Annotated in this window: 15 protein-coding genes and 1 pseudogene; 11 read left to right on the forward strand and 5 right to left on the reverse strand. The window is 70.1% G+C overall.

Features of this window, described 5'->3' with window-relative positions:
* Both ACGFIV_RS35390 and ACGFIV_RS35395 read left to right on the forward strand, forming a co-directional pair.
* Window positions 1-541 (forward strand): annotated as a pseudogene (locus ACGFIV_RS35390) (hypothetical protein); the annotation flags it as partial.
* Between the two features lie 265 nt (window positions 542-806).
* The gene (locus tag ACGFIV_RS35395) at window positions 807-1,460 is read left to right on the forward strand and encodes a hypothetical protein (RefSeq protein ID WP_392839410.1); all 654 of its coding nucleotides are present in this window, start codon (window positions 807-809) and stop codon (window positions 1,458-1,460) included.
* A 22-nt stretch (window positions 1,461-1,482) separates the two neighbouring features.
* Here ACGFIV_RS35395 and ACGFIV_RS35400 read toward each other — a convergent pair whose 3' ends face one another.
* From ACGFIV_RS35400 to ACGFIV_RS35420, 5 genes are all read right to left on the reverse strand, one after another.
* Window positions 1,483-2,859, reverse strand: a complete 1,377-nt coding sequence (locus ACGFIV_RS35400) for a sensor histidine kinase (RefSeq protein WP_392839412.1) — start codon at window positions 2,857-2,859, stop codon at window positions 1,483-1,485.
* Between the two features lie 170 nt (window positions 2,860-3,029).
* Complete coding sequence (gene mmsB, locus ACGFIV_RS35405; RefSeq protein WP_358559537.1) at window positions 3,030-4,295, reverse strand: multiple monosaccharide ABC transporter permease; 1,266 nt, start codon at window positions 4,293-4,295, stop codon at window positions 3,030-3,032.
* A gap of 5 nt (window positions 4,296-4,300) precedes the next feature.
* Window positions 4,301-5,830 carry a multiple monosaccharide ABC transporter ATP-binding protein gene (gene mmsA, locus ACGFIV_RS35410; RefSeq protein WP_358559539.1) on the reverse strand — a complete coding sequence of 510 codons (1,530 nt, stop codon included), beginning with the start codon at window positions 5,828-5,830 and terminating at the stop codon, window positions 4,301-4,303.
* A gap of 67 nt (window positions 5,831-5,897) precedes the next feature.
* The gene (gene chvE, locus ACGFIV_RS35415) at window positions 5,898-7,031 is read right to left on the reverse strand and encodes a multiple monosaccharide ABC transporter substrate-binding protein (protein WP_358559541.1); all 1,134 of its coding nucleotides are present in this window, start codon (window positions 7,029-7,031) and stop codon (window positions 5,898-5,900) included.
* Window positions 7,032-7,391: 360 nt separating this feature from the next.
* The gene (locus ACGFIV_RS35420) at window positions 7,392-8,378 is read right to left on the reverse strand and encodes a LacI family DNA-binding transcriptional regulator (protein WP_358559551.1); all 987 of its coding nucleotides are present in this window, start codon (window positions 8,376-8,378) and stop codon (window positions 7,392-7,394) included.
* 319 nt (window positions 8,379-8,697) lie between these two features.
* Between ACGFIV_RS35420 and ACGFIV_RS35425 the strand changes: the two genes are divergently transcribed.
* From ACGFIV_RS35425 to ACGFIV_RS35465, 9 genes are all read left to right on the forward strand, one after another.
* On the forward strand, window positions 8,698-9,687 hold the full coding sequence (locus ACGFIV_RS35425; protein ID WP_358559552.1) for a LacI family DNA-binding transcriptional regulator: 990 nt from the start codon (window positions 8,698-8,700) through the stop codon (window positions 9,685-9,687).
* A gap of 74 nt (window positions 9,688-9,761) precedes the next feature.
* Window positions 9,762-10,739, forward strand: a complete 978-nt coding sequence (locus tag ACGFIV_RS35430; protein WP_358559543.1) for an ABC transporter substrate-binding protein — start codon at window positions 9,762-9,764, stop codon at window positions 10,737-10,739.
* Window positions 10,740-10,825: 86 nt separating this feature from the next.
* Entirely contained in the window at window positions 10,826-12,346 is a 1,521-nt protein-coding gene (locus ACGFIV_RS35435) for a sugar ABC transporter ATP-binding protein (RefSeq protein WP_392839416.1), read from the forward strand.
* Window positions 12,343-13,389 (forward strand): ABC transporter permease, encoded by a 1,047-nt coding sequence (locus tag ACGFIV_RS35440; RefSeq protein ID WP_358559547.1) that lies wholly within the window; start codon window positions 12,343-12,345, stop codon window positions 13,387-13,389. The genes ACGFIV_RS35435 and ACGFIV_RS35440 overlap by 4 nt, the downstream gene beginning before the upstream one ends.
* A complete protein-coding gene (gene yjfF / locus ACGFIV_RS35445) occupies window positions 13,386-14,372 on the forward strand; it encodes a galactofuranose ABC transporter, permease protein YjfF (RefSeq protein WP_392839418.1) in 987 nt (328 codons plus the stop codon). The genes ACGFIV_RS35440 and yjfF overlap by 4 nt, the downstream gene beginning before the upstream one ends.
* A 57-nt stretch (window positions 14,373-14,429) precedes the next feature.
* Window positions 14,430-16,055, forward strand: a complete 1,626-nt coding sequence (gene araB, locus ACGFIV_RS35450; protein ID WP_392839420.1) for a ribulokinase — start codon at window positions 14,430-14,432, stop codon at window positions 16,053-16,055.
* Entirely contained in the window at window positions 16,052-16,714 is a 663-nt protein-coding gene (locus ACGFIV_RS35455) for an L-ribulose-5-phosphate 4-epimerase (protein WP_358559558.1), read from the forward strand. The genes araB and ACGFIV_RS35455 overlap by 4 nt, the downstream gene beginning before the upstream one ends.
* On the forward strand, window positions 16,711-18,192 hold the full coding sequence (gene araA, locus ACGFIV_RS35460; protein WP_358559559.1) for an L-arabinose isomerase: 1,482 nt from the start codon (window positions 16,711-16,713) through the stop codon (window positions 18,190-18,192). Before ACGFIV_RS35455 ends, araA begins: the two co-directional genes overlap by 4 nt.
* 214 nt (window positions 18,193-18,406) lie before the next feature.
* A complete protein-coding gene (locus ACGFIV_RS35465) occupies window positions 18,407-21,922 on the forward strand; it encodes a S8 family serine peptidase (protein ID WP_358559561.1) in 3,516 nt (1,171 codons plus the stop codon).
* Window positions 21,923-22,012 lie beyond the last annotated feature (90 nt).

Consider the following 22,012-nt stretch of genomic DNA (forward strand, 5'->3'; position numbering starts at 1 on the left):
CCGCGCGGGCACGGTCGTGGCCACCGCCCCCGGCACCCCCTACACGGTGACCGGCCTGACCCCGGCCACGGCCTACACCTTCACCGTCACCGCCCGCGACGCGGCCGGCAACACCTCGGCGGCCTCGAACGCCGTGAGCGTGACCACGTCACCGGCCTCCCCGGTGGTCGCCCTGCGCGCACGGGCCAACAGCCGCTACGTGACCGCCGCCAACGGCTCGGCGCTGATCGCGAACGGGGCGTCCGTCGGGACCGGGCAGCAGTTCGAACGCGTCGACCTGGGCAACGGCAACGTGGCGCTGAGAGCGAAGGTCAACAACCTGTACGTGACCGCGGAGAGCGCCGGAGCGCAGCCGCTCATCGCCAACCGCACCGCGATCGGCCCGTGGGAGACCTTCCAGCTCATCACCAACCCCAACGGCTCGGTCAGCCTCAGGGCGCAGGCCAACGGCCAGTACGTGTGCGCCGAGGGCGGCGGAGCGCAGCCGCTCATCGCCAACCGCGCGGCGATCGGCACGTGGGAGCAGTTCGACCTCGTCTGAACGTCCACGCCGGGCGGGTCGGCGGGCCCGCCCGGCGACATGATGGCCCTCATTATCCGGCCACTTCCTGCCAGCGCCGCGGCCGACACCCAGCACCATCGCAGCGGTACCCTCGAATTCGCCGGTCAATGGAATTCGATCCGGTGGAATGTCGTGGCATATTTCCGCGCACCGATTACGCGGTGAATATGCGCGTCAGTGAATCACGCGACGATGTACGACGCATGGGTACAGCTAAAGCATTCAGGTGTGGTGGAGGCGGCCGATGTCCCTGAACGAGACCAAGCAGACCCCGGAGTACGTGGCGCCGGTGCCGGAGGAGGAGCCGCCCCCGCGCCGGCGTCGCAGGACCGCGGCAGTGATCGGCACGGCCGTCGCCGTGCTGGCGCTGGGCGGGCTCGGATACGGCCTCCTCGCCGACCGCCCCCTGCCTCCGGACGGTGGGGCCCCGCCGTGGGACACCCCCTCGAACCCGAAGCCGCTGGTGCTGGCCGCGGGCCTGAAGTTCGGGCCGATGGGCATGGCCGAGCACTACCACTCCCACCTCGACGTCTACGTCGACGGCAAGCCGGTCTCCGTCGCCGCCGACATCGGCATCGACCCCGGGTCCGAGGAGATGGCGCCCGTACACACCCACGACACCCGCGGCGTGATCCACATCGAGACCGACGTCAAGGGCACGACCTACACTCTCGGCCAGATCTTCACCGAGTGGGGCGTCACGCTGAACGCCGCCCAGATCGGCACGCTCAAGGCCGGCAACGGCAAGACGCTGACCACCTACGTCAACGGCGGCAAGGTCGACGGCGACCCGGCCGCGATCGTCCTGAAGCCGCACCTGCAGATCGCCCTGGTGTACGGCAAGCCGGACCCGTCGTTCACGCCTCCCGCCGGCTACCAGTTCAAGTCCGACGAGTGACGCCCGGCCCGTACGGGCCGGCTCACACGGTGGTGGAGGTCCCCTCCGGCTGATTCAGAGGCAGCCGGAGGACGAAGCGGGCGCCTTTGGGCGAGTCCTCGATCTGAAGCGTCCCGTCGTGCCCGGTGACGATCGTGCGGCAGATGGCCAGGCCGAGCCCGCTGCCACCGGGGTCGCGGCGGCATCCGTCGGCCAGCCGCACGAACGGCTCGAAGACGCGTTCGCGGTCGTCCGGCGCGATGCCGTCGCCGTCGTCGGTCACCGTCACGACGGCCTGGTCCCCCGACCGTCTCGCGGTGACCTCCACCCGCGATTCCGCGTGCCGCTGGGCATTGACCAGCAGGTTGTTCAGCACTCCGGCCAGCTGTATGTGATGGCCGAGGACCACCGCCTCACCGGCGATGTCGGCGTGCACGGGCGGACCGTGAACCCGGGCGGCCACCTCATCCCTCACCAGCGCGTTGAGGTCCAGCAGCACGGGCTCGGCCGGAGCGACCGTCCGGAGATGCGCTAAGGTCAGCACATCATCGATGATCGCCTGTAGTCGCTTGGTGGTTGTCAGCGCGGCCTCGAACGTCGCCCGCGGCTCGACCTCGCCGGGGTACATCAGCGCCTCCTCCAGCCGTATGCGCAGGCCGGCCACCGGCGACCTGAGCTCGTGGGAGACGACGGAGGCGAAATAGCGCTGCTGCTCCACGGCCTCCTCCAGCCGGGCCAGGGTCTCGTTGGACGTGCGGGCCAGCTGCGCGATCTCGTCATAGCCGGGCGGCTGGGGCACCCGCAGGCTCAGGTCGCTCACCGAGATCTCCGCCGTCCTCGCGCGGATCGCCGCCACCGGGCGCAGTGTGCGGCCCACCAGCCACCAGGTCACCCATGCCGTCAGTGCCGAGGCCAGCAGGGTCGCGCCCGCGCCGATGAACTCCAGGCGGTATCCCGCGAGGATGGGCGGCTCGGCCCTTCCTGCGTAGATGAAGTGCGGCTCGTCCTGCCAGAGCACGCGGGACGTCAGGGGAGGAACGCGCACCGCGGTGAGCAGCACGCAGCCGCCTGCCGGCCGGCACTCGGTGACATCCTGGATCCGCGCGTTGACGGGAGGCCGCACCTTGCTCAGCGGGGGCATCCCCTCCGCGGCCGCGCTGGCCCCCACCACCTTGCCACTGGAGTCGACGAGCTGGAGCAGGTCGACGTCGGCCGCCGGGCTCGGCACGTCGCCGGGGTTCACCGATCCGGCCCAGCCGGTGGCGACGCTCTGCGTGTCCCTGAAGACGTGGTCCAGCGCCTTGGTCCGGAAGGTGGTGACGAAGCCGGCCGCCAACAGCGCGAAGACGATCAGCGCCAGGATCCCCGCGCCCAGCGTGAAGCGTCCTCTGATCGACCGTGGGCGCAGATGAACTGCCACCACTCACCTCCCCCGGACCTCCCTCAATATATATCCACGCCAAAACTCCCATTAGACGCGACTCTGCGCCGCCCGGGAATGCGCCGGGTCAACAGGCAATAAATAGAAGAACCTGACACCGGCGCTTTATCCCCGTTTTCCGATGGGGGAAGGGAGCCCGGAGCGGGGAGTCACCGGCGGGCCGCGCCGGCGCGGCGCTTGGTCCACACGTCGAAGGCGACCGCGGCGAGCAGGACGGCGCCCTTGACGAGCATGACCCGCTCACTCGGCGCGCCGATCAGCGACATGCCGTTGTTGATCACGCCCATGATCAGGCCGCCGGTGATGGCGCCGACCACCTTGCCCACGCCGCCCTGGACGGCCGCGCCGCCGATGAACGCGGCCGCGATCGCGTCCAGTTCGAACGCGTTGCCCGCCGTGGGCCCCGCCTGGTTGAGCCGGCCCGCGAAGATGACGCCGGCCAGGGCAGAGAGCACTCCCATGTTGACGAAGATCCAGAAGACCACCGACTTGACCTTGACGCCGGATAGGACCGCCGCCTGCAGGTTGCCGCCGATGGCGTAGATGCGCCGGCCGAACACCGCCCGGCTGGTGATCAGGGAGTACCCCAGCACCAGGAACGCCAGCAGCACGAGCACCCACGGCAGGTTCTTGAACCGGGCCAGCTGCACCACGATGGCGATGACCACGGCCGCCGCGGCGCCGATCTTGAGGAGGAAGAGCGGCAGCGGGTCGACGCTCTGGCCGTAGCGCAGCCGCGCGGCGCGGGTGCGCCACTGGGCCGCCACCATGCCCGCGACCGCCACGAGGCCCACAAGGATGCTGAACAGGTCGGCGCCGCCCAGGGGGCCGAGCCCGATGTTGCCGAAGTAGCCGTCGGTGAAGCCGTTGGACAGCGTGCGGACCGCGTCGGGGAAGGGACCGATGCCCTGGTTGCCCAGCACGGTGAGGGTGAGCGCGCGGAACAGCAGCATGCCGGCCAGCGTGACGATGAAGGCCGGGATGCCGTGGTAGGCGATCCAGTAACCCTGCCAGGCGCCGATGACGGCGCCCGCGACGAGGGTGAGGAGCAGGGCGAGCGGCCACGGGAGGCCGTAGTTCACCATCAGCACGGCCGCTATGGCGCCGGTGACGGCGACCACCGAGCCCACCGACAGGTCGATGTGCCCGGCGATGATGATGAGGATCATGCCGATGGACAGGATCAGGATGTAGGAGTTCTGGACGATGATGTTGGAGATGTTCTGAGGTTCGAGCAGGGCGCCGTCGGTCAGCACGGAGAACAGCACGACGATGAGCGCGAACGCGATGTAGATGCCGCTCTGGCGCACGTTGAGCGAGATGCCGAGCAGCGATGGACGGCTGGGCGGCCGGGCCGGGCCGGTGTCCTTCCCGCCGGGGGCGACCTCGGGGTTGGCGGGCGAGATGCCGCTCATCGGATCTACTCCTGTTCCTTCGTCATGTAGTGCATCAGCCGTTCCTGGGTCGCGTCCTCACGCCGGACCTCGCCCGTGACGCGTCCGGCCGAGATGGCGTAGATCCGATCGCACAGGCCCAGCAGTTCGGGCAGTTCCGATGAGATGACCAGGACCGCCTTACCCTCGTCGGCCAGGCGGTTGATGATCGAGTAGATCTCGTACTTCGCGCCCACGTCGATGCCGCGGGTCGGTTCGTCCAGGATGAGCACGTCGGCGTCCGTGAAGATCCATTTCGACAGGACGACCTTCTGCTGGTTGCCGCCGCTGAGCTTGCCGGTGACGCTCAGCACGCTGGGCGCCTTGATGTTCATGCTCTTGCGGAACTCCTCGGCGACCCGGTACTCCTCGTTGTCGTTGACCCACCCGCGACGGGCCAGCTTGGAGAGCTCGGCGGCAGAGACGTTCCGCTTGATGTCCTCGATCAGGTTGAGCCCGTAGCGCTTGCGGTCCTCGGTGGCGTAGGCGATGCCGTGCTTGATGGCGTCACGCACCGACCGGATCTCCACCTGCCTGCCGTCCCGGTAGACGCGCCCGGAGATGCCGGTGCCGTAGGACCGGCCGAAGACGCTCATCGCGAGCTCCGTGCGCCCGGCGCCCATCAGGCCCGCGAGCCCGACGATCTCGCCGCGGTGCACCTTCAGGTTGGCCCCCGAGACCACCACCCGGCCCCGCTGGGTGGAGCTGTGGACCGTCCAGTCCTCGATGCGCAGCGCCTCCTCGCCGATGTTCGGCTCGTGCGGCGGGAAGCGGTGCTCCAGGTCGCGGCCGACCATGCCGGCGATGATGCGGTCCTCGGTGACGTCGCCGGACTTCATGTCCAGGGTCTCGATCATGCGGCCGTCGCGCAGGATGCTGATGGAGTCGGCGATGGCCGCGATCTCGTTCAGCTTGTGCGAGATGATCACACAGGTGATGCCCTCGTCCCGCAGGCCGCGCAGCAGGTCGAGCAGGTGCGCGGAGTCCTCGTCGTTGAGCGCGGCCGTCGGCTCGTCCAGGATGAGCAGCCGCACCTCCTTGGACAGGGCCTTGGCGATCTCCACCAGTTGCTGCTTGCCCACGCCGATGTCGGCCACCGGGGTCACCGGGTTCTCCGCCAGCCCCACCCGCTCCAGCAGCCGGCGCGCCTCGTGGTTGGTGCGGTTCCAGTCGATCAGGCCGCGCGTCGCCCGCTCGTTGCCGAGGAAGATGTTCTCGGCGATCGACAGCTGCGGGCACAGCGCCAGTTCCTGGTGGATGATGACGATCCCGCGCTGCTCACTGTCCCTGATGTCCGAGAAGTGGCACGGCTCCCCGTCGAAGGAGATCTCCCCGTCGTAGGAGCCGTGGGGGTACACCCCGGACAGCACCTTCATCAGGGTCGACTTGCCCGCGCCGTTCTCTCCGCAGATGGCATGGATCTCCCCTCGGCGCACGGACAGGTTCACATCCTGAAGTGCCCTGACTCCGGGAAAGGTCTTGGTGATTCCACGCATCCGCAGAATGTCGTCGGTCATGTCCCTCACGTCTCTCGGAGGTCACGGCGGGTGCGGCGCCCTGGGCCGGCGCCGCACCCCGAGGGGATCAGCCCAGCTGCGACTGGGTGTAGTAACCGGAGTCGACGAGGACCTTCTGGTAGTTGCTCTTGTAGACGATCACCGAGTCGAGCAGGTAGGACGGGACGACCTTGTTGCCGTTGTCGTAGTCCGTGGTGTTGTTCACCTCGGGCTTGCCGCCCTTGAGCACCGCGTCGGCCATCTTCACGGTGACGTCCGCGAGCTGGCGGGTGTCCTTGTAGATGGTGGAGAACTGCTCACCCGCGATGATGGACTTGACCGAGGCCAGCTCGCCGTCCTGGCCGGTCACGGTCGGGTACGGCTGGCCGGAGGTGCCGTAGCCGTTGCTCTTCAGCGCCGACAGGATGCCGATCGACAGGCCGTCGTAGGGGGAAAGGACGCCGTCGACCTTGTCGCCGCCGCTGTAGGTCTTGGTCAGGATGTCCTCCATGCGCTTCTGCGCGGTGGCCGGGTCCCAGCGGAGGATGGCGACGGTCTTGAAGTCCGTCTGGCCGCTCTTGACCTTCAGGGTTCCCTTGTCGATGTAGGGCCGCAGCACCGACATGGCGCCGTTGAAGAAGAAGGTGGCGTTGTTGTCGTCCGGCGAGCCGGCGAACAGCTCGACGTTGAACGGGCCCTTGGCCGTGCCGTCGGAGCCGTCCTCGTTCTTGAGCTTCAGGCCGACGAGCAGGGAGGTCGCCTGCTGCACGCCGACCTTGAAGTTGTCGAAGGTGGCGTAGTAGTCGACGTTGGGGGTGTTGCGGATCAGCCGGTCGTAGGAGATGACCGGGATGTGCTTGTCGGCCGCCTCCTGGAGCTGCGTGGTGAGCGCCGTGCCGTCGATCGAGGCGATGATGAGCAGCTTGGCGCCCTTGGTGATCTGGTTCTCAAGCTGGTTGACCTGGGTCGGGATGTCGTTCTCCGCGTACTGCAGGTCGACCTTGTAGCCGAGCTTCTCCAGGCTCGCCTTGACGTTGTCGCCGTCGTGGATCCAGCGCTCCGATGATTTGGTCGGCATGGTGACGCCCACCAGGGCGCCGCTGTTGCCGCCGGCGCCCTGCGAGGCCTGGACGTCGGCGGTCTTCTGCGTGGAGCCGCATGCCGTCGTCACCGAGGCGAGCGCGAGGGCGGAGACCACCGTCGCGAGTCTTCCGAATCTCATCGTGTCGCTCCTTGCGGGTGGGGGTGGCCCGATGCGGGCGGGTAGGACCAGACGCCTGGCGGAGACCTCGGGCGGGTCCCTGGCGGGCCCGCCGAGTCGAGGCGGCTTTCGAGCGGCCGGCGGGCACCCCGGGCGACGCCCGGCCGGCATGGACGGCGACCTCCCGAATCCCTGGTCAGGCGAGCGTGAGTGCCTTACGCCTGAGCGGATAGTGTTATCGCTAACAATTTTGCTGTCAATAGTGTCCGATAACTTCGCTGTAACAAGGCGGAAATTCTCGCCTGCCGGGAATTTCGACGTGGCGGCCGCGGAAGTGAGCGCTCCCAGGAGTGGAACGGAGCGCGACGGCCTACCCCCCGGTCATCCCCGCGGCGGCGCGACGCTGTCCCGCACCACGAGCTCGGGCGCGATGGTGCGCCGCTCGCATCCGCGCTCCCCCTGGTCGATCTGCCGCAGCAGCACGCTGAGGCTCTCGGTGGCGACGGCGTTGAAGTCGGGGCGGATCGTGGTCAGCGGCGGGATGAAGTAGGCGGCCTCGGGCACGTCGTCGAAGCCCACCACGCTCACGTCGTCGGGGACGCGGCGCCCGCGCTCGCTCAGCGCCCGCAGAATGCCCAGGGCGATGTGGTCGTTCGCGGTGAAGACCGCCGTGACCTCTGCCATGCGGGCCAGCATCTGCCCGGCCTGGTAGCCGGAGGCGGCCGTCCAGTCGGCGGACACCAGCGGCGGCACCTCGGCGCCCGCCTCCTCAAGCGCCCGCCGCCATCCCCGCACCCGCCCGGCGCTGTCGAACCAGTCGGCCGGCCCGGACACGTGCCACACCGTCCGGTGACCGGCTTCGAGCAGGAAACGGGTGGCGTCGCGGGCGCCGGCCTCCTGGTCGACGGTGACCAGGGGGATCGAACGCCCGGGGTCGCCGTCGATGGTCACGAGCGGGATGTCGACCGGCAGGTCGTCCAGAGCCTCGTTGGCGGAGACCACCGGGGCGATGATCACGATGCCCGCCACCCGCTGGTCCAGGTGCCGCTCGACGGCCTCGGCCACGGAGCGGCGGTCGAGGCTGCGGACGCTGCCCACGCTCACGGCGAATCCGGAGGCGCCGGTGGCCTGCTCGAACGCCGACAGCATCGACATCGGCCCGTACAACGTGGAGCTCTGCGCGATGACGCCGATCACCTGGGACTTCCCGGTGACCAGGATGCGCGCCGCGCGGTTCGGGCGGTAGCCCAACTCGGCGATGGCAGCGCGCACACGGAGCCGGGTCTGCTCGCGGACGTTCGGATGACCGTTGAGCACCCGCGACACCGTCTGGTGCGAGACTCCGGCGAGGCGCGCGACGTCCGTCATGGCCGGCTCGCGTACGCTCCTTGTGCTCACTGGCTACCTCACTCGGTCGTTGTACATGCCGGCCGCGCGAGACGGCGCGCGGCCCACGGCGCGGTTCCAAGTGTCCCAGGGCCGGTCAGACCACGTCACACCCCCCACCCCTGAGGCCAGCCCCGCTGTTAGCGCACACAACCTGACACGGACGGCGCCGGACCCTTGGCGTAACCGTACCGTGATCTGGAAACTTCTTGACGTAACCTCTTGTTAGCGTTCACAGTCTTGCCCAGATGAGGGAAAGGGGTGGGCGGTGGGACCACGTGACGAGCGCCGCTCCCCCGTCATGGCCGATGTGGCCAAGGCGGCGGGCGTGTCGCACCAGACGGTCTCACGGGTGCTCAACGACCATCCCAACGTCCGCGCGGAGACCCGCACCCGGGTCCTTGAGGCGATCGACAGGCTCGGCTACCGCCGCAACCTCGTCGCCCGCGCCCTGGTCACCCGCCACTCACGCACGCTTGGCGTGGTCGGCTTCAACACCACGCTGTACGGCCCGGCCAGCACGGTCGACGGGATCGAGCAGGCGGCCAGGGCGGCCGGCTACTTCGTGAGCATCGTCAGCCTGCGCACCATCGACACGGCGGGCATGCGCGACGCCATCGACTACCTGGCCGACCAGGGAGTCGACGGGATCGTCGTCGTGGCCCCGCAGCGCTCGGCGGCCCGCGCCTTCGAGAGCCTGCCCCGGGGCATGCCCGCGGTGGCGGTCGAGGGGCAGCACGAGGGCGAGGTGCCGGTGGTCAGCGTCGACCAGGTCGGCGGCGCCCGGCTCGCCACCGAGCACCTGCTGGGCCTCGGGCACGAGACGGTCTGGCACGTCAGCGGCCCGTCCGACTGGCTGGAGGCCGAGGGCCGGACCGAGGGCTGGCGCGCGGCTCTCGAATCCGCCGGCCGGACGGTCCCCGAGACGCTGACCGGCGACTGGAGCCCGCGGTCGGGGTACCTGGCCGGTCGCCGGCTCCTGGCGATGGCCGGACAGGTCACCGCGGTGTTCGTGGCCAACGACCAGATGGCCCTCGGCGTCCTGCGCGCGCTGACAGAAGAAGGAGTCAAGGTCCCCGAGCAGATCAGCATCGTGGGCTTCGACGACATCCCTGAGGCGGAGTTCTTCCTCCCGCCCCTCACCACCATCAGACAGGACTTCGGGGCTGTAGGCAGGAACAGCATCGAGGTGCTGCTGCGGCAGATCGGGAGGGGCGGCGAGTGCGAGCGCGAGCGCCTCATCGTGCCTCCCCGGTTCGTCGCGAGGTCCAGCACCTCCTCCCTGCGCTGAACGTACGCGACACGACATAAGCGCTGGATCCGGACGGCGGAGCCGGCGCCCACAGCAGGAAGGGACCCCCCACAGTGGTGAAGAGAGTCACGACACTGTTACTGGCCGCCGCCCTGGCGGCGACCCTGGCCGGCTGCGGGAGCGGCGGCGGCGCATCGGGCGGCTCGGACGACGGCAAGATCACCATGGGCTTCGCCCAGGTCGGCGCCGAGAGCGGCTGGCGCACCGCCAACACCAAGTCCGTCCAGGAGTCGGCCAAGGCGGCCGGCATCGATCTGAAGTTCTCCGACGCCCAGCAGAAGCAGGAGAACCAGATCAAGGCCATCCGTTCCTACATCCAGCAGAAGGTGGACGTCATCGCCTTCTCGCCGGTCGTGGAGTCCGGCTGGGACACCGTGCTGAAGGAAGCCAAGGACGCCAAGATCCCGGTCATCCTGACCGACCGGGCCGTGGACTCCACCGACACCAGCCTGTACAAGACCTTCCTCGGCTCCGACTTCATCGAGGAGGGCAAGAAGGCCGGCCAGTGGCTGGTCGACCAGTACAAGGACGGCAAGGACCCGGTGAACATCGTCGAGTTGCAGGGCACGACCGGCTCGGCTCCGGCCAACGACCGCAAGGCCGGCTTCGGCCAGGTCATCGCCGCCGACCCCAAATTCAAGATCATCGCCTCGCAGACCGGCGACTTCACCCGTGCCAAGGGCAAGGAGGTCATGGACGCCTTCCTCAAGTCCAACCCCAAGATCGACGTCCTGTTCGCCCACAACGACGACATGGGCCTCGGCGCCATCGAGGCCATCGAGGGCGCGGGCAAGGTGCCCGGCAAGGACATCAAGATCATCACGATCGACGCCGTCCACGACGGCATGCAGGCGCTGGCCGACGGAAAGATCAACTACATCGTCGAGTGCAGCCCCCTGCTCGGCCCGCAACTCATGGACCTGTCGAAGAAGGTCGTCAAGGGCGAGCAGGTGCCCGCCCGCGTGGTGACCGAGGAGACCGCCTTCACCCAGGAGCAGGCCAAGCAGGCCCTGCCCAGCCGCAAGTACTGATCCGGAGCGGGCCGCCGGCCGGCGGCCCGCCCTCCGGTGGCCGCGTGCCGCCGGCCACGACGACGAGGACGAGGAGAGGGCGCCACATGGCCACACCCGACCCGATCCTGCGGATGCGCGGGATCGGCAAGCGGTTCCCCGGCGTGAAGGCGCTGGAGGGCGTCGACTTCCGGCTGCTGCCGGGCGAGGTCCACGCGCTGATGGGAGAGAACGGCGCGGGCAAGTCGACGCTGATCAAGGTGCTGACGGGTGTCCACGACATAGACGAGGGCCGGATCGAGCTGGAGGGCCGCGAGGTCGCCTTCTCCAGCCCGCCGGCCGCCCAGCGGGCCGGGATCAGCACGGTCTACCAGGAGGTCAACCTCTGCCCCAACCTCTCGGTCGCCGAGAACATCTTCATCGGCCGCGAACCGCGCCGGCTCGGCCGCATCCAGTGGAGGGAGACGCGCCGCCGGGCCGCCGAGCTGCTGAAGCGCCTGGAGCTGGACCTCGACGTGTCGGCGTCCCTGTCCTCGTACTCCCTCGCGATCCAGCAGATGGTGGCCATCGCCAGGGCCGTGGACATCGACGCCAGGGTGCTGGTCCTGGACGAGCCCACCTCCAGCCTCGACGCGGGCGAGGTCGCCCAGCTGTTCAGGGTGATGCGGCGGCTGAAGGACCAGGGCATCGCGATCCTGTTCGTCTCCCACTTCCTCGACCAGGTGTACGAGATCGCCGACCGCATGACGATCCTGCGCAACGGCCGGCTCGTCGGCGAGTACCGGACGAGCGAGCTGCCGCAGGTGGAGCTGGTCGCCAAGATGATCGGCCGCGAGCTGGCCGACCTGGAGAGGCTGGAGAGCCTTCCGGGCGAGCCGCCCGCGCGGGACGGCACGCCGCTGGTCGAGGCCAGGGAGCTGGGCAGGACCGGGGCGATCGAGCCCTTCACACTGGCCGTCAGGCGGGGCGAGGTCGTCGGCCTGGCCGGGCTGCTCGGCTCCGGCCGCACCGAGATCGCCCGGCTGCTGTTCGGCGCCGACCACGCGACCACCGGATCGGTGCGCGTCGACGGCGAGCACGCCTCCCTGCGCACCCCCCGGGCGGCCATGGGCCACGGCATCGCGTTCTGCTCGGAGAACCGGCGGGCCGAGGGGCTCATCCCCGACCTCACCGTGCGCGAGAACCTCGTCCTCGCCCTTCAGGCGACGCGCGGATGGACCAGGCCGCTCCCCCGGAGCAGGCAGGAGGAGCTCGTCGGCGAGTACATCGCGGCGCTGAACATCCGCCCGGCCGACCCCGAGCAGCTCGTCGGGAACCTCAGCGGCGGCAACCAGCAGAAGGTGCTGCTGGCGCGCTGGCTGATCCTGCGTCCCCGCCTGCTCATCCTGGACGAGCCCACACGCGGCATCGACGTCGGCGCCAAGGCGGAGATCCAGCGCCTGGTGGCCGAGCTCTCGGCCGGGGGCACGGCCGTGCTGTTCATCTCCGCCGAGCTGGAGGAGGTGCTGCGGCTCAGCCACAGGATCGGCGTGCTGCGCGACCACCGCCTGGTGGCGCGGCTGGACAACGGCGAGAGCCTGACCAGCGCGGCGCTGATGGAGACCATCGCGAGCGGAGGCTCCTCATGACCGCCTTGCTGAGACACCGGCTGCTGTGGCCCGTGGTCATCCTGATCGCGCTGCTGCTGCTCAACGTGGTCTTCACCGACGGCTTCCTGTCCGTCCAGATCAAGGACGGCCACCTGTACGGCAGCCTGGTCGACATCGCCCGCTTCGGCGCCCCCCTGATCCTGGTCGCGCTCGGCATGACCCTCGTCATCGCGACCGGCGGCATCGACCTGTCGGTCGGCTCGGTCGTCGCGATCGCCGGAGCGCTGGCGTGCCTGCGGATCAGCGACCTGCGCGACCAGAACTCAGTAGGCGGCGTGCTGGCCGCCGTCGCCGTGACGCTCGCGCTCTCCCTGCTGCTCGGCGCGTGGAACGGCTTCCTGGTCGCCGGGGTCGGCATGCAGCCGATCATCGCGACGCTGATCCTCATGGTCGCCGGGCGCGGGCTGGCCCAGCTCGTCACCGACGGCCAGATCATCACGATCAACAGCGCCCCCTACAAGCTCATCGGCGGCGGGTACTGGCTCACGCTGCCGTTCGGCGTCATCGTCGTGCCGGCCGTACTGGCGCTGACCGCCTTCCTCACCCGGCGCCTGGCCCTCGGCCTGCTGATCGAGTCGGTCGGCGGCAACGCCGAGGCCAGCCGCCTGGCCGGCATCCGCTCGCGCGGCGTGATCATCATGGTCTACACGTTCTGCGCGCTGTGCGCGGGCATCGCCGGGCTGATGGTCAGCTCGAACGTCTCCAGCGCCGACGGCAACAACGCCGGGCTGTGGATCGAGCTGGACGCCATCCTGGCCGTCGTCATCGGCGGCACCTCGCTGGCCGGCGGCCGCTTCTCGCTGTCGGGCACCGTGCTCGGCGCGCTCATCATCCAGACGCTCACCACCACCATCTACTCGATCGGCGTGCCGCCGGAGACGACGCTGCTGTTCAAGGCCCTGGTGGTCACCGTGGTGTGCCTGCTGCAGTCCCCGGCCTTCCGCGAGAAGGTCTTCCGCCGCAGGCGGCGTCCCCCGCGGGCGCCGTCGGCGCACCAGGAGAAGGTGAGGGTCCCGGCATGACCACCGCCGCAGTCCTCGCGACCGGCCGCGTGCTGCCGCGCAAGTACGTGCCCGTCCTCGTGACCACCGGCCTCTTCGTGGCGATGTTCGTCATCGGCGGCATCCGCTACGAGGGCTTCGCCGGCCCCCAGGTCGTGCTCAACGTCTTCGTCGACAACGCGTTCCTCCTCGTGGTCGCCGTCGGCATGACGTTCGTGATCCTGACGGGAGGCATCGACCTGTCGGTCGGATCGGTGGTCGCCCTGTCCACGATGATCTCGGCGACCCTGGTCACGAACCACGGCTGGCCGGCGCCGGCGGTGATCGCGCTGGTGCTGGTCATCGGCGCGGCGCTGGGCCTCGGCATGGGCGCGATCATCCACTACTTCGAGATCCAGCCGTTCGTGGTGACACTCGCCGGGATGTTCCTCGCCCGGGGCCTGTGCTACACGATCAGCACCGAGTCGATCTCGATCACCGACCCCACCTTCACCGCGTTCGCCCAGACCAAGGTCCCCCTGGGCACCGGCGTCTGGGTCTCCCCGAGCGTGGTGATCGCGGTGGTCACCGTGCTGGTGGGGGCCTGCGTCCTGCACTACACGCGGCTCGGCAGGAACGTCTACGCGGTCGGCGGCAGCGAGCAGTCGGCCCTGCTCATGGGCCTGCCCGTCGCCCGAACCAAGATCGCCGTGTACACGATCAGCGGCTTCTGCTCGGCGCTCGGCGGCGTGCTGCTCTCGTTCTACATGCTGTCGGGGTACGGCCTGCACGCGGTCGGCATGGAGCTGGACGCCATCGCCGCCGTCGTCATCGGCGGCACGCTGCTGACCGGCGGCTCGGGCTACCTGCTCGGCACCGTGCTCGGCGTGCTCGTCCTCGGGCTGATCCAGACGATCATCAGCTTCGAGGGCACCCTCAGCTCCTGGTGGACCAAGATCTTCATCGGCCTGCTCCTGTTCGCGTTCATCCTCCTGCAGCGCCTGATCGGCGCGCGCAAGAAGTGAGCGCCGCCCCTGATCCCGATCCTGAGAGTCAATGTGATCGCTAACGGTAGTCGCTATGTGATCGGCGTCGATTTCGGCACCCTGTCGGGCCGCGCCGTCGTGGTACGGGTCGAGGACGGCGCCGAGCTGGGCGGCGCCGTCCACGAGTACACCCACCGGGTCATGGAGGACACCCTGCCCGGCGGTGAGGCGCGCCTCGGCCCCGACTGGGCGTTGCAGTCGCCGCGGGACTGGGTCGACGTGCTCCGCACCGCCGTGCCCGAGGCCCTGGCCGCCGCCGGAGTGCCCGCCTGGCGGGTCGTCGGCATCGGCACCGACTTCACCGCGTGCACCGTGCTGCCCGCCACCGCCGACGGCACACCGCTGTGCGAGCTGCTGCCCGGCCGCCCGCACGCCTGGCCCAAGCTGTGGAAGCACCACGCCGCCCAGCCCCACGCCGACCGGATCAACGCCCTGGCCGCCGAACGCGGTGAGCCCTGGCTGCCGCGCTACGGCGGCAGGATCTCCTCCGAGTGGGAGTTCGCCAAGGGCCTGCAGGTCTTCGAGGAGGACATCGAGGTCTACCACCTGGCGGAGCGGTGGATCGAGGCGGCCGACTGGATCGTCTGGCAGCTCACCGGAGTGGAGACCCGCAACGTCTGCACCGCCGGATACAAGGGCATCCACCAGGACGGCGGCTACCCCTCCGAGGAGTTCCTGGCCGCGCTGGACCCGGGGTTCGCCGGGTTCACCGCCAAGCTCGGGCACGAGTTGTCCCCGCTCGGCGGCCTGGCCGGGCGGCTGACCGCCGGGGCGGCGGGGTGGACCGGCCTCCCCGAAGGCATCGCGGTGGCGGTCGGCAACGTCGACGCGCACGTCACCGCCGCCGCCGCCGACGCGGTGCGGCCGGGCCAGATGGTCGCCATCATGGGCACCTCCACCTGCCACGTCATGTCCTCCGACCGGCTGGCGGAGGTGCCGGGCATGTGCGGGGTGGTGCGCGACGGGATCGTCCCGGGCCTGTGGGGCTACGAGGCGGGCCAGTCGGGCGTGGGCGACATCTTCGCCTGGTTCGCCGAGACCTCGGTGCCCGCCTCCTACACCGAGCGGGCCGCCGGGCTCGGCCTGACCGTCCACGAGTACCTGACCTCGCTGGCCTCCGCGCAGAAGGTGGGCGCCCACGGCCTGGTCGCGCTCGACTGGCACAACGGCAACCGCTCGGTGCTGGTGGACCACAACCTCTCCGGCGTGATCGTCGGCCAGACGCTCGCCACCAGGCCGGAGGATGTCTACCGCGCGCTCATCGAGGCCACCGCGTTCGGCGCCCGCGTCATCGTGGAGACGTTCGAGACCTCGGGGGTGCCCGTGGAGGAGTTCGTCGTCGCGGGCGGGCTGCTCCGAAACCCTTTCCTCATGCAGCTCTACGCCGACGTGCTGCGCCGCCCGCTGTCGGTCATCGGCTCCGAGCAGGGGCCCGCACTCGGCTCGGCGATCCACGCCGCCGTCGCCGCCGGGGCCCACGACGACATCACGACGGCGGCCGCCGCGATGGGTAAGCGCACGACGGCCGCGTACGTGCCGGACCCCGAGCGGGCCGGCGCCTACGACCGGCTGTACGCCGAGTACCGCCTGCTGCACGACCACTTCGCCGACGGGGAGCTCCTGCACCGGCTCCGCGCGATCAGGGACGAGGCCAGGGCATGATGCTGGAAGAGCTGAGGGAGACGGTCTGCCGGCTGCACGCCGAGCTGGTGCGCTACGGCCTCGTCGCCTGGACCGCGGGCAACGTCTCCGGACGGGCGCCCGGCGGCGACCTGTTCGTCATCAAGCCGAGCGGGGTCTCCTACGACGACCTGACCCCCGAGGCGATGGTCGTGTGCGACCTCGACGGCACCCTCGTGGACGGCGGCTTCTCGCCCTCCAGCGACACCGCGGCGCACGCCTACGCCTACCGCCACCTGCCGGAGGTTAACGGCGTGGTGCACACCCACTCCACGTACGCCTCGGCGTGGGCCGCGCGCGGTGAGGCGATCCCCTGCGTGCTCACCGCGATGGCCGACGAGTTCGGCGGCGAGATCCCCGTCGGGCCGTTCGCCCTGATCGGCGGCGACGACATCGGCAAGGGCATCGTGAGCACGCTGGAGGGCCACCGCTCCCCTGCCGTGCTCATGCGGAACCACGGCGTCTTCACCATCGGCGACTCGCCGAAGGCCGCCGTCAAGGCCGCCGTGATGTGCGAGGACGTCGCGCGCACCGTGCACGTGGCGCGGCAGCTCGGCGAGCCGCTGCCGATCGCGCCCGCCGACGTCGACCGTTTGCACGACCGCTACCAGAACGTCTATGGACAGAGGAGTCACCTGTGAAGCTTTGGTTCCTGACCGGCAGCCAGGGCCTGTACGGCGAGGACACGTTGCGGCAGGTGGCCGGCCAGTCCCGGGAGATCGCCGGGGCCCTGGACCGGGCCCTGCCCTTCGAGGTGGTCTGGAAGCCGGTGCTCACCGACGCGGCGGCCATCCGCAAGGTGTGCCTGGCGGCCAACGCCGACGAGGACTGCGGCGGCCTGATCGCGTGGATGCACACCTTCTCACCGGCCAAGATGTGGATCGCCGGCCTGGACGCGCTGCGCAGGCCCCTGCTGCACCTGCACACCCAGGCCAACAGGGAACTGCCGTGGAGCTCCATCGACATGGACTTCATGAACCTCAACCAGGCCGCCCACGGCGACCGCGAGTTCGGCTACATCCAGTCGAGGCTCGGCGTGCCGCGCAAGACCGTGGCCGGGCACGTGAGCGACCCCGCGGTGGTGGCGCGCGTCGCCGCCTGGGCGCGGGCCGCGGCGGGACGGGCCGAGGTCGGCTCGCTCAAGCTGGCCAGGTTCGGCGACAACATGCGCGACGTGGCGGTCACCGAGGGCGACAAGGTCGAGGCGCAGCTGCGGTTCGGCGTCTCGGTGAACACCTACGGCGTCAACGACCTGGTCGACGCGGTCGCCGCGGCCTCCGACGCGGAGGTGACCACTCTGGTCAAGGAGTACGAGGACGGCTACCTCGTCGCCCCCGCGCTGCGGGCGGGCGGGGAGCGGCACGAGTCGCTGCGGTACGCGGCGCGCATCGAGCTGGGCCTGCGCCGCTTCCTCGCGGACGGAGGCTTCAAGGCGTTCACCACCAACTTCGAGGACCTCGGCGGGCTGCGGCAGCTTCCTGGGCTGGCCGTCCAGCGGCTGATGGCCGACGGCTACGGGTTCGGCGGCGAGGGCGACTGGAAGACCTCGGTGCTGCTGCGCACCCTGAAGGTCATGTCGGCGGGGCTCGAAGGCGGCACCTCCTTCATGGAGGACTACACCTACCACCTGACGCCGGGCGAGGAGGTCATCCTCGGCGCGCACATGCTGGAGGTCTGCCCGAGCATCGCCTCGGGCACGCCGTCGTGCGAGATCCACCCGCTGAGCATCGGCGGTCGCGAGGACCCCGTGCGGCTGGTGTTCGACGCCCGCCCCGGGCCCGCGATCGTGGTGGGCCTGGCCGACATGGGCGAACGGTTCCGGCTGGTGGCCAACGAGATCGACGTGGTCGGCCCCGCCGAGCCGCTGCCGCGCCTGCCGGTCGCCCGCGCCGTCTGGAAGCCCCGCCCCAGCCTGCGGGTCTCGGCCGAGTCCTGGCTGACGGCCGGGGCTCCGCACCACACCGTGCTGTCCGCCGCGGTCGGCGCCGAGGAGCTGACCGACCTCGCCGACATGCTCGGCGTCGAGCTGGTCCTCATCGACGCCGACACCACCTCCCGCCGGTTCTCCCAGGAGCTGCGCTGGAACCAGGCGTACTACCGCCTCGCCCAGGGGTTCTGACCGGCTTCCCCGCGCTGGCGGGGCCTTCCTCGTACGGCCCGGAGTAGATCTCCCTTTCGGGTTAATTTTTGTGACAAATCATTTTTTATGCGAGTCAAGTCCTTGAAAAGACGACAAGATCCATTCACGATTCTCCACGTGGGCTGTAAAGATCACCTATAGCCCACGTCACTTTCCCCGGCGGGACACCCCCGCCCGGCGTGAAGGAGATCGTGTGTCCATCGCCCCCCGACGCTGGCGAGCGGTCCTGGCCGGGACGCTCACGGCCCTCGCCCTCTTGCTCCCCCAGGGCGTGGCCCAGGCCGCACCCGACCCCGACAAGATCGACAAAACCGTCCTCGCGAAGCTCGCGGCGGACGACAAGGCCACCTTCTGGGTCCGCCTGAAGAGCGACGCCGACCTCAGCGCGGCCCGCCGGGCCAAGACCAAGACCGAGAAGGCCGAGCAGGTCTACCGCGCCAAGACCGAGCTGGCCGCCTCGTCGCAGGCGGGCCTCCGCGCGCTCCTCACCGCCCAGCGTGCCGAGTTCACCCCGTTCTGGATCGCCAACGCCGTCCAGGTGACCGGCGACGCCAAGCTCGCCTCCGAAATCGCGAAGCTGCCCGAGGTGGAGGGCATCGAACCCACCCACGTCACCAAGCTGCCCGAGCCGCTACCGGGCAAGGCCGTGGCGAAGATCCAGGGAACCGAGTGGAACATCGACCGCGTCAACGCCCCACGGGTGTGGAACGAGCTCGGCGTCCGCGGTGAGGGCATCGTCGTGGCGAGCATTGACAGCGGCGTGCAGTTCGACCACCCCGCGCTGGCCGCCCAGTATCGCGGCAGGAACCCCGACGGGACCCTCGATCACAACTACAACTGGTTCGACCCGGCGGGGGTGTGCCCGAGCGCCGCGCCGTGCGACAACAACGACCACGGCACCCACACCATGGGCACCATGGTGGGCGGCGACGGCGGCGCCAACACCATCGGGGTGGCTCCCGGCGCCAAGTGGATCGCCGCCAAGGGGTGCGAGACGAACAGTTGCACCGACGCCTCGCTGCTCGCCGCCGGTCAGTGGATGCTCGCCCCCACCGACCTGAACGGCCACAACCCGCGCCCCGACCTGGCGCCCGACATCGTCAACAACTCCTGGGGCGGGGCGGGCTTCGACCCCTGGTACAAGGAGATCGTCGAGGCGTGGGTCGCGGCGGGCATCTTCCCCGCCTTCGCCAACGGCAACGTCACGGGCGCGGGCTGCAACTCCAGCGGCTCGCCCGGCCAGTACATCTCCAGCTACAGCGCGGGCGCGTTCGACGTCAACAACGCCATCGCGAGCTTCTCCACCCGCGGCTCCGGCGAGAGCGGCGAGATCAAGCCCAACATCGCGGCGCCCGGCGTGGACGTCCGCTCGTCCATCCCCGGCGGGTACGACAGCTTCTCCGGCACCTCGATGGCCAGCCCGCACCTGGCGGCCACCGTGGCGCTGATGTGGTCGGCCTCCCCCGCCCTGCAGGGCGACATCGCCGGCACCAGGGCGCTGCTCGACCGCACCGCGATCGACGTCGACGACACCCGCTGCGGCGGCACCGCCGCGGACAACAACATCTGGGGCGAGGGCCGGCTCGACGCCTTCGCGGCGGTCCAGGCCGCTCCCACCGGGGCGCTCGGCGGGCTCACGGGCACGGTCACCGCCGGTGGCTCGCCGGTGGCCGGGGCGACCGTCACCGTCACCGGGCCGCTGAGCCGTACGATCACCACCGCCCAGGACGGGACGTACGCGCTGCCCCGCCTGCTGGAGGGTGACTACGAGCTCACCGCCGAGAAGTTCGGGTACGGCGACGCCACCGCGAGCGTCACCATCGTGGCCGACCAGACGGCCACCGAGGACGTGACGCTGACGCCACAGGCCTCGGGCACGGTGTCGGGAACGGTCACCGCCGGGGGCGCCCCCGAGGTGGGCGCCACGGTGACCGCGGTCGGCACCCCGGTCAGCGGGGTCACCGACGCCACGGGCCGGTACCGGCTCACCCTGCCGAACGGCTCCTACGATCTGAGGACCACCCCGCTGTCTCGATGCGCGGGCGGCCTCACCGTGCCGATCACGGTGAACGGCGACCTGACCAAGGACATCGCGCTGCCGCGCCGCGCCGACACCTTCGGGTACACCTGCACGGCGGCCTCCGAGACCTTCGTCGCGGGCACCGTCAAGCAGGCGCTCACCGGTGACGACGCGGCCCAGCAGATCACGCTGCCGTTCGCCTTCCCCTTCTACGGCAGCGCCTACACCGGCGGCTGGATCAGCAGTAACGGGTTCGTCAGCTTCGCCGCGAGCAGCACCACGGCGACCAACGGGTCCCTGCCCTCCACCACCGCGCCCAACGCGGCGCTCTACCCCTACTGGGACGACCTGGTGCTGGACGACCGGTCCGGCGTCTACACCGCCACCGTCGGCACCGCGCCGAAGCGGACGTTCGTCATCGAGTGGCGTGACGCCCGGTTCTACTCCGACGCCGGCCTGCGCGTCTCGTTCTCGGCGCTGCTCGGCGAGGACGGCTCGATCGGGTTCCGCTATCGCGGCATCACCAACGAGCGAGCCGCCGGGAACAGCGCCACGATCGGCATCGAGAGCGCGGGCGGCACCGACGCGCTGCAGTACTCCTTCAACAGCGCCGCGCTGGTCGAGGGCCAGAGCCTGACCTTCGCCGCGAGCCGGCACGGGTTGCTGAGGGGCACGGTCACCGACGCCAACGACGGCAGGCCGGTGCCGGGCGCGACGGTGAAGGTCGGCGACGTGGCCACCTACACCACCGGGGACGACGGCACGTTCCTCGGGCAGGTCCTCGTGGGCGACTACCGCGTCGAGGTCTCCAAGGCCGACTACGGGACCTTCAGCCAGGAGGTCACCATCACCGCCGGGGCCGTGACCCGGGTCGACACCGCCCTGGCCACCGGCCGCGTGACGGCCTCGGTCGGCGAGGTGACCCTGGTCATGCCCGCCGCGTCCACCAGGTCGGGCACGGTCGTGCTGTCCAACCTCGGCGCCGCCACGGCCTACACCGTCGTGACCGATCCCGCCCAGAGCTGGCTGGCCGTGACGCCCGCCGGCGGCGATCTCGCCCCGGGCAAGTCGGTGACGCTGAAGGTCACCGCCTCCAGCGCGGGCGTCCAGCCGGGCACCGTACGCTCCGGCAAGCTGCTGGTGCGCTCGTCGAGCGGCCGGAACCCGCAGATCGAGGTCCTCGTGACGGTCGTGGTGCCCAAGCACCAGGTGGCCATCGACGTGGGCGCCACCAAGGACCTCCTGGACGCCGCCGGCGACCGCTGGTCCGCCGACCGCAAGTACGTCGCCGGCGGCTCCGGCTACGTGGGCACCGGCACGAGCACGAGCACGGCGAGCAAGCCGATCGCGGGCACCACCGAGCAGGAGCTGTTCAAGCGCGCCCGCGAGAAGATGCTGGAGTACCGGTTCGACCAGGTGCCCAACGGCACCTACACCGTCGAGCTGGGCTTCGCCGAGACCCGCGCCATGCGTGAGGGCCGCCGGGTCTTCGACGTCATCATCGAGGGCCAGCTCGCGATCCCCGCGCTGGACCTGGCCCTGGAGGCCGGCACGTACACCGCCGTCAACCGGCAGTACACGGTGAAGGTCACCGACGGCCAGCTCAACGTGCGTTTCGCCGAGCGGGTCGGCGATCCCATCGTCAACGCCATCCGCATCTCCGAGCGTCCCGACAAGGCCACCCCCTAGGAGCTGTTTGACGTTCGGATCTTGGTGGGGTCCGGTAGCGGGCTGGTCATGGCTGATAGAACTCGGATGTGGCGCGCTTTGATGTGACCG

It is taken from the genome of Sphaerisporangium sp. NPDC049003 (assembly GCF_043197795.1).
Classification (GTDB): Bacteria; Actinomycetota; Actinomycetes; order Streptosporangiales; family Streptosporangiaceae; genus Sphaerisporangium.

Bases quoted from the DNA above. Each gene is read 5' to 3' on its own strand.
- mmsA (WP_358559539.1), bottom strand. From the start codon at position 5,830: ATGACCGACGACATTCTGCGGATGCGTGGAATCACCAAGACCTTTCCC.
- yjfF (WP_392839418.1), top strand. From the start codon at position 13,386: ATGACCACCGCCGCAGTCCTCGCGACCGGCCGCGTGCTGCCGCGCAAG.
- ACGFIV_RS35440 (WP_358559547.1), top strand. From the start codon at position 12,343: ATGACCGCCTTGCTGAGACACCGGCTGCTGTGGCCCGTGGTCATCCTG.
- chvE (WP_358559541.1), bottom strand. From the start codon at position 7,031: ATGAGATTCGGAAGACTCGCGACGGTGGTCTCCGCCCTCGCGCTCGCC.
- ACGFIV_RS35395 (WP_392839410.1), top strand. From the start codon at position 807: ATGTCCCTGAACGAGACCAAGCAGACCCCGGAGTACGTGGCGCCGGTG.
- ACGFIV_RS35425 (WP_358559552.1), top strand. From the start codon at position 8,698: ATGGCCGATGTGGCCAAGGCGGCGGGCGTGTCGCACCAGACGGTCTCA.
- ACGFIV_RS35435 (WP_392839416.1), top strand. From the start codon at position 10,826: ATGGCCACACCCGACCCGATCCTGCGGATGCGCGGGATCGGCAAGCGG.
- mmsB (WP_358559537.1), bottom strand. From the start codon at position 4,295: ATGAGCGGCATCTCGCCCGCCAACCCCGAGGTCGCCCCCGGCGGGAAG.
- ACGFIV_RS35455 (WP_358559558.1), top strand. From the start codon at position 16,052: ATGATGCTGGAAGAGCTGAGGGAGACGGTCTGCCGGCTGCACGCCGAG.
- ACGFIV_RS35420 (WP_358559551.1), bottom strand. From the start codon at position 8,378: ATGACGGACGTCGCGCGCCTCGCCGGAGTCTCGCACCAGACGGTGTCG.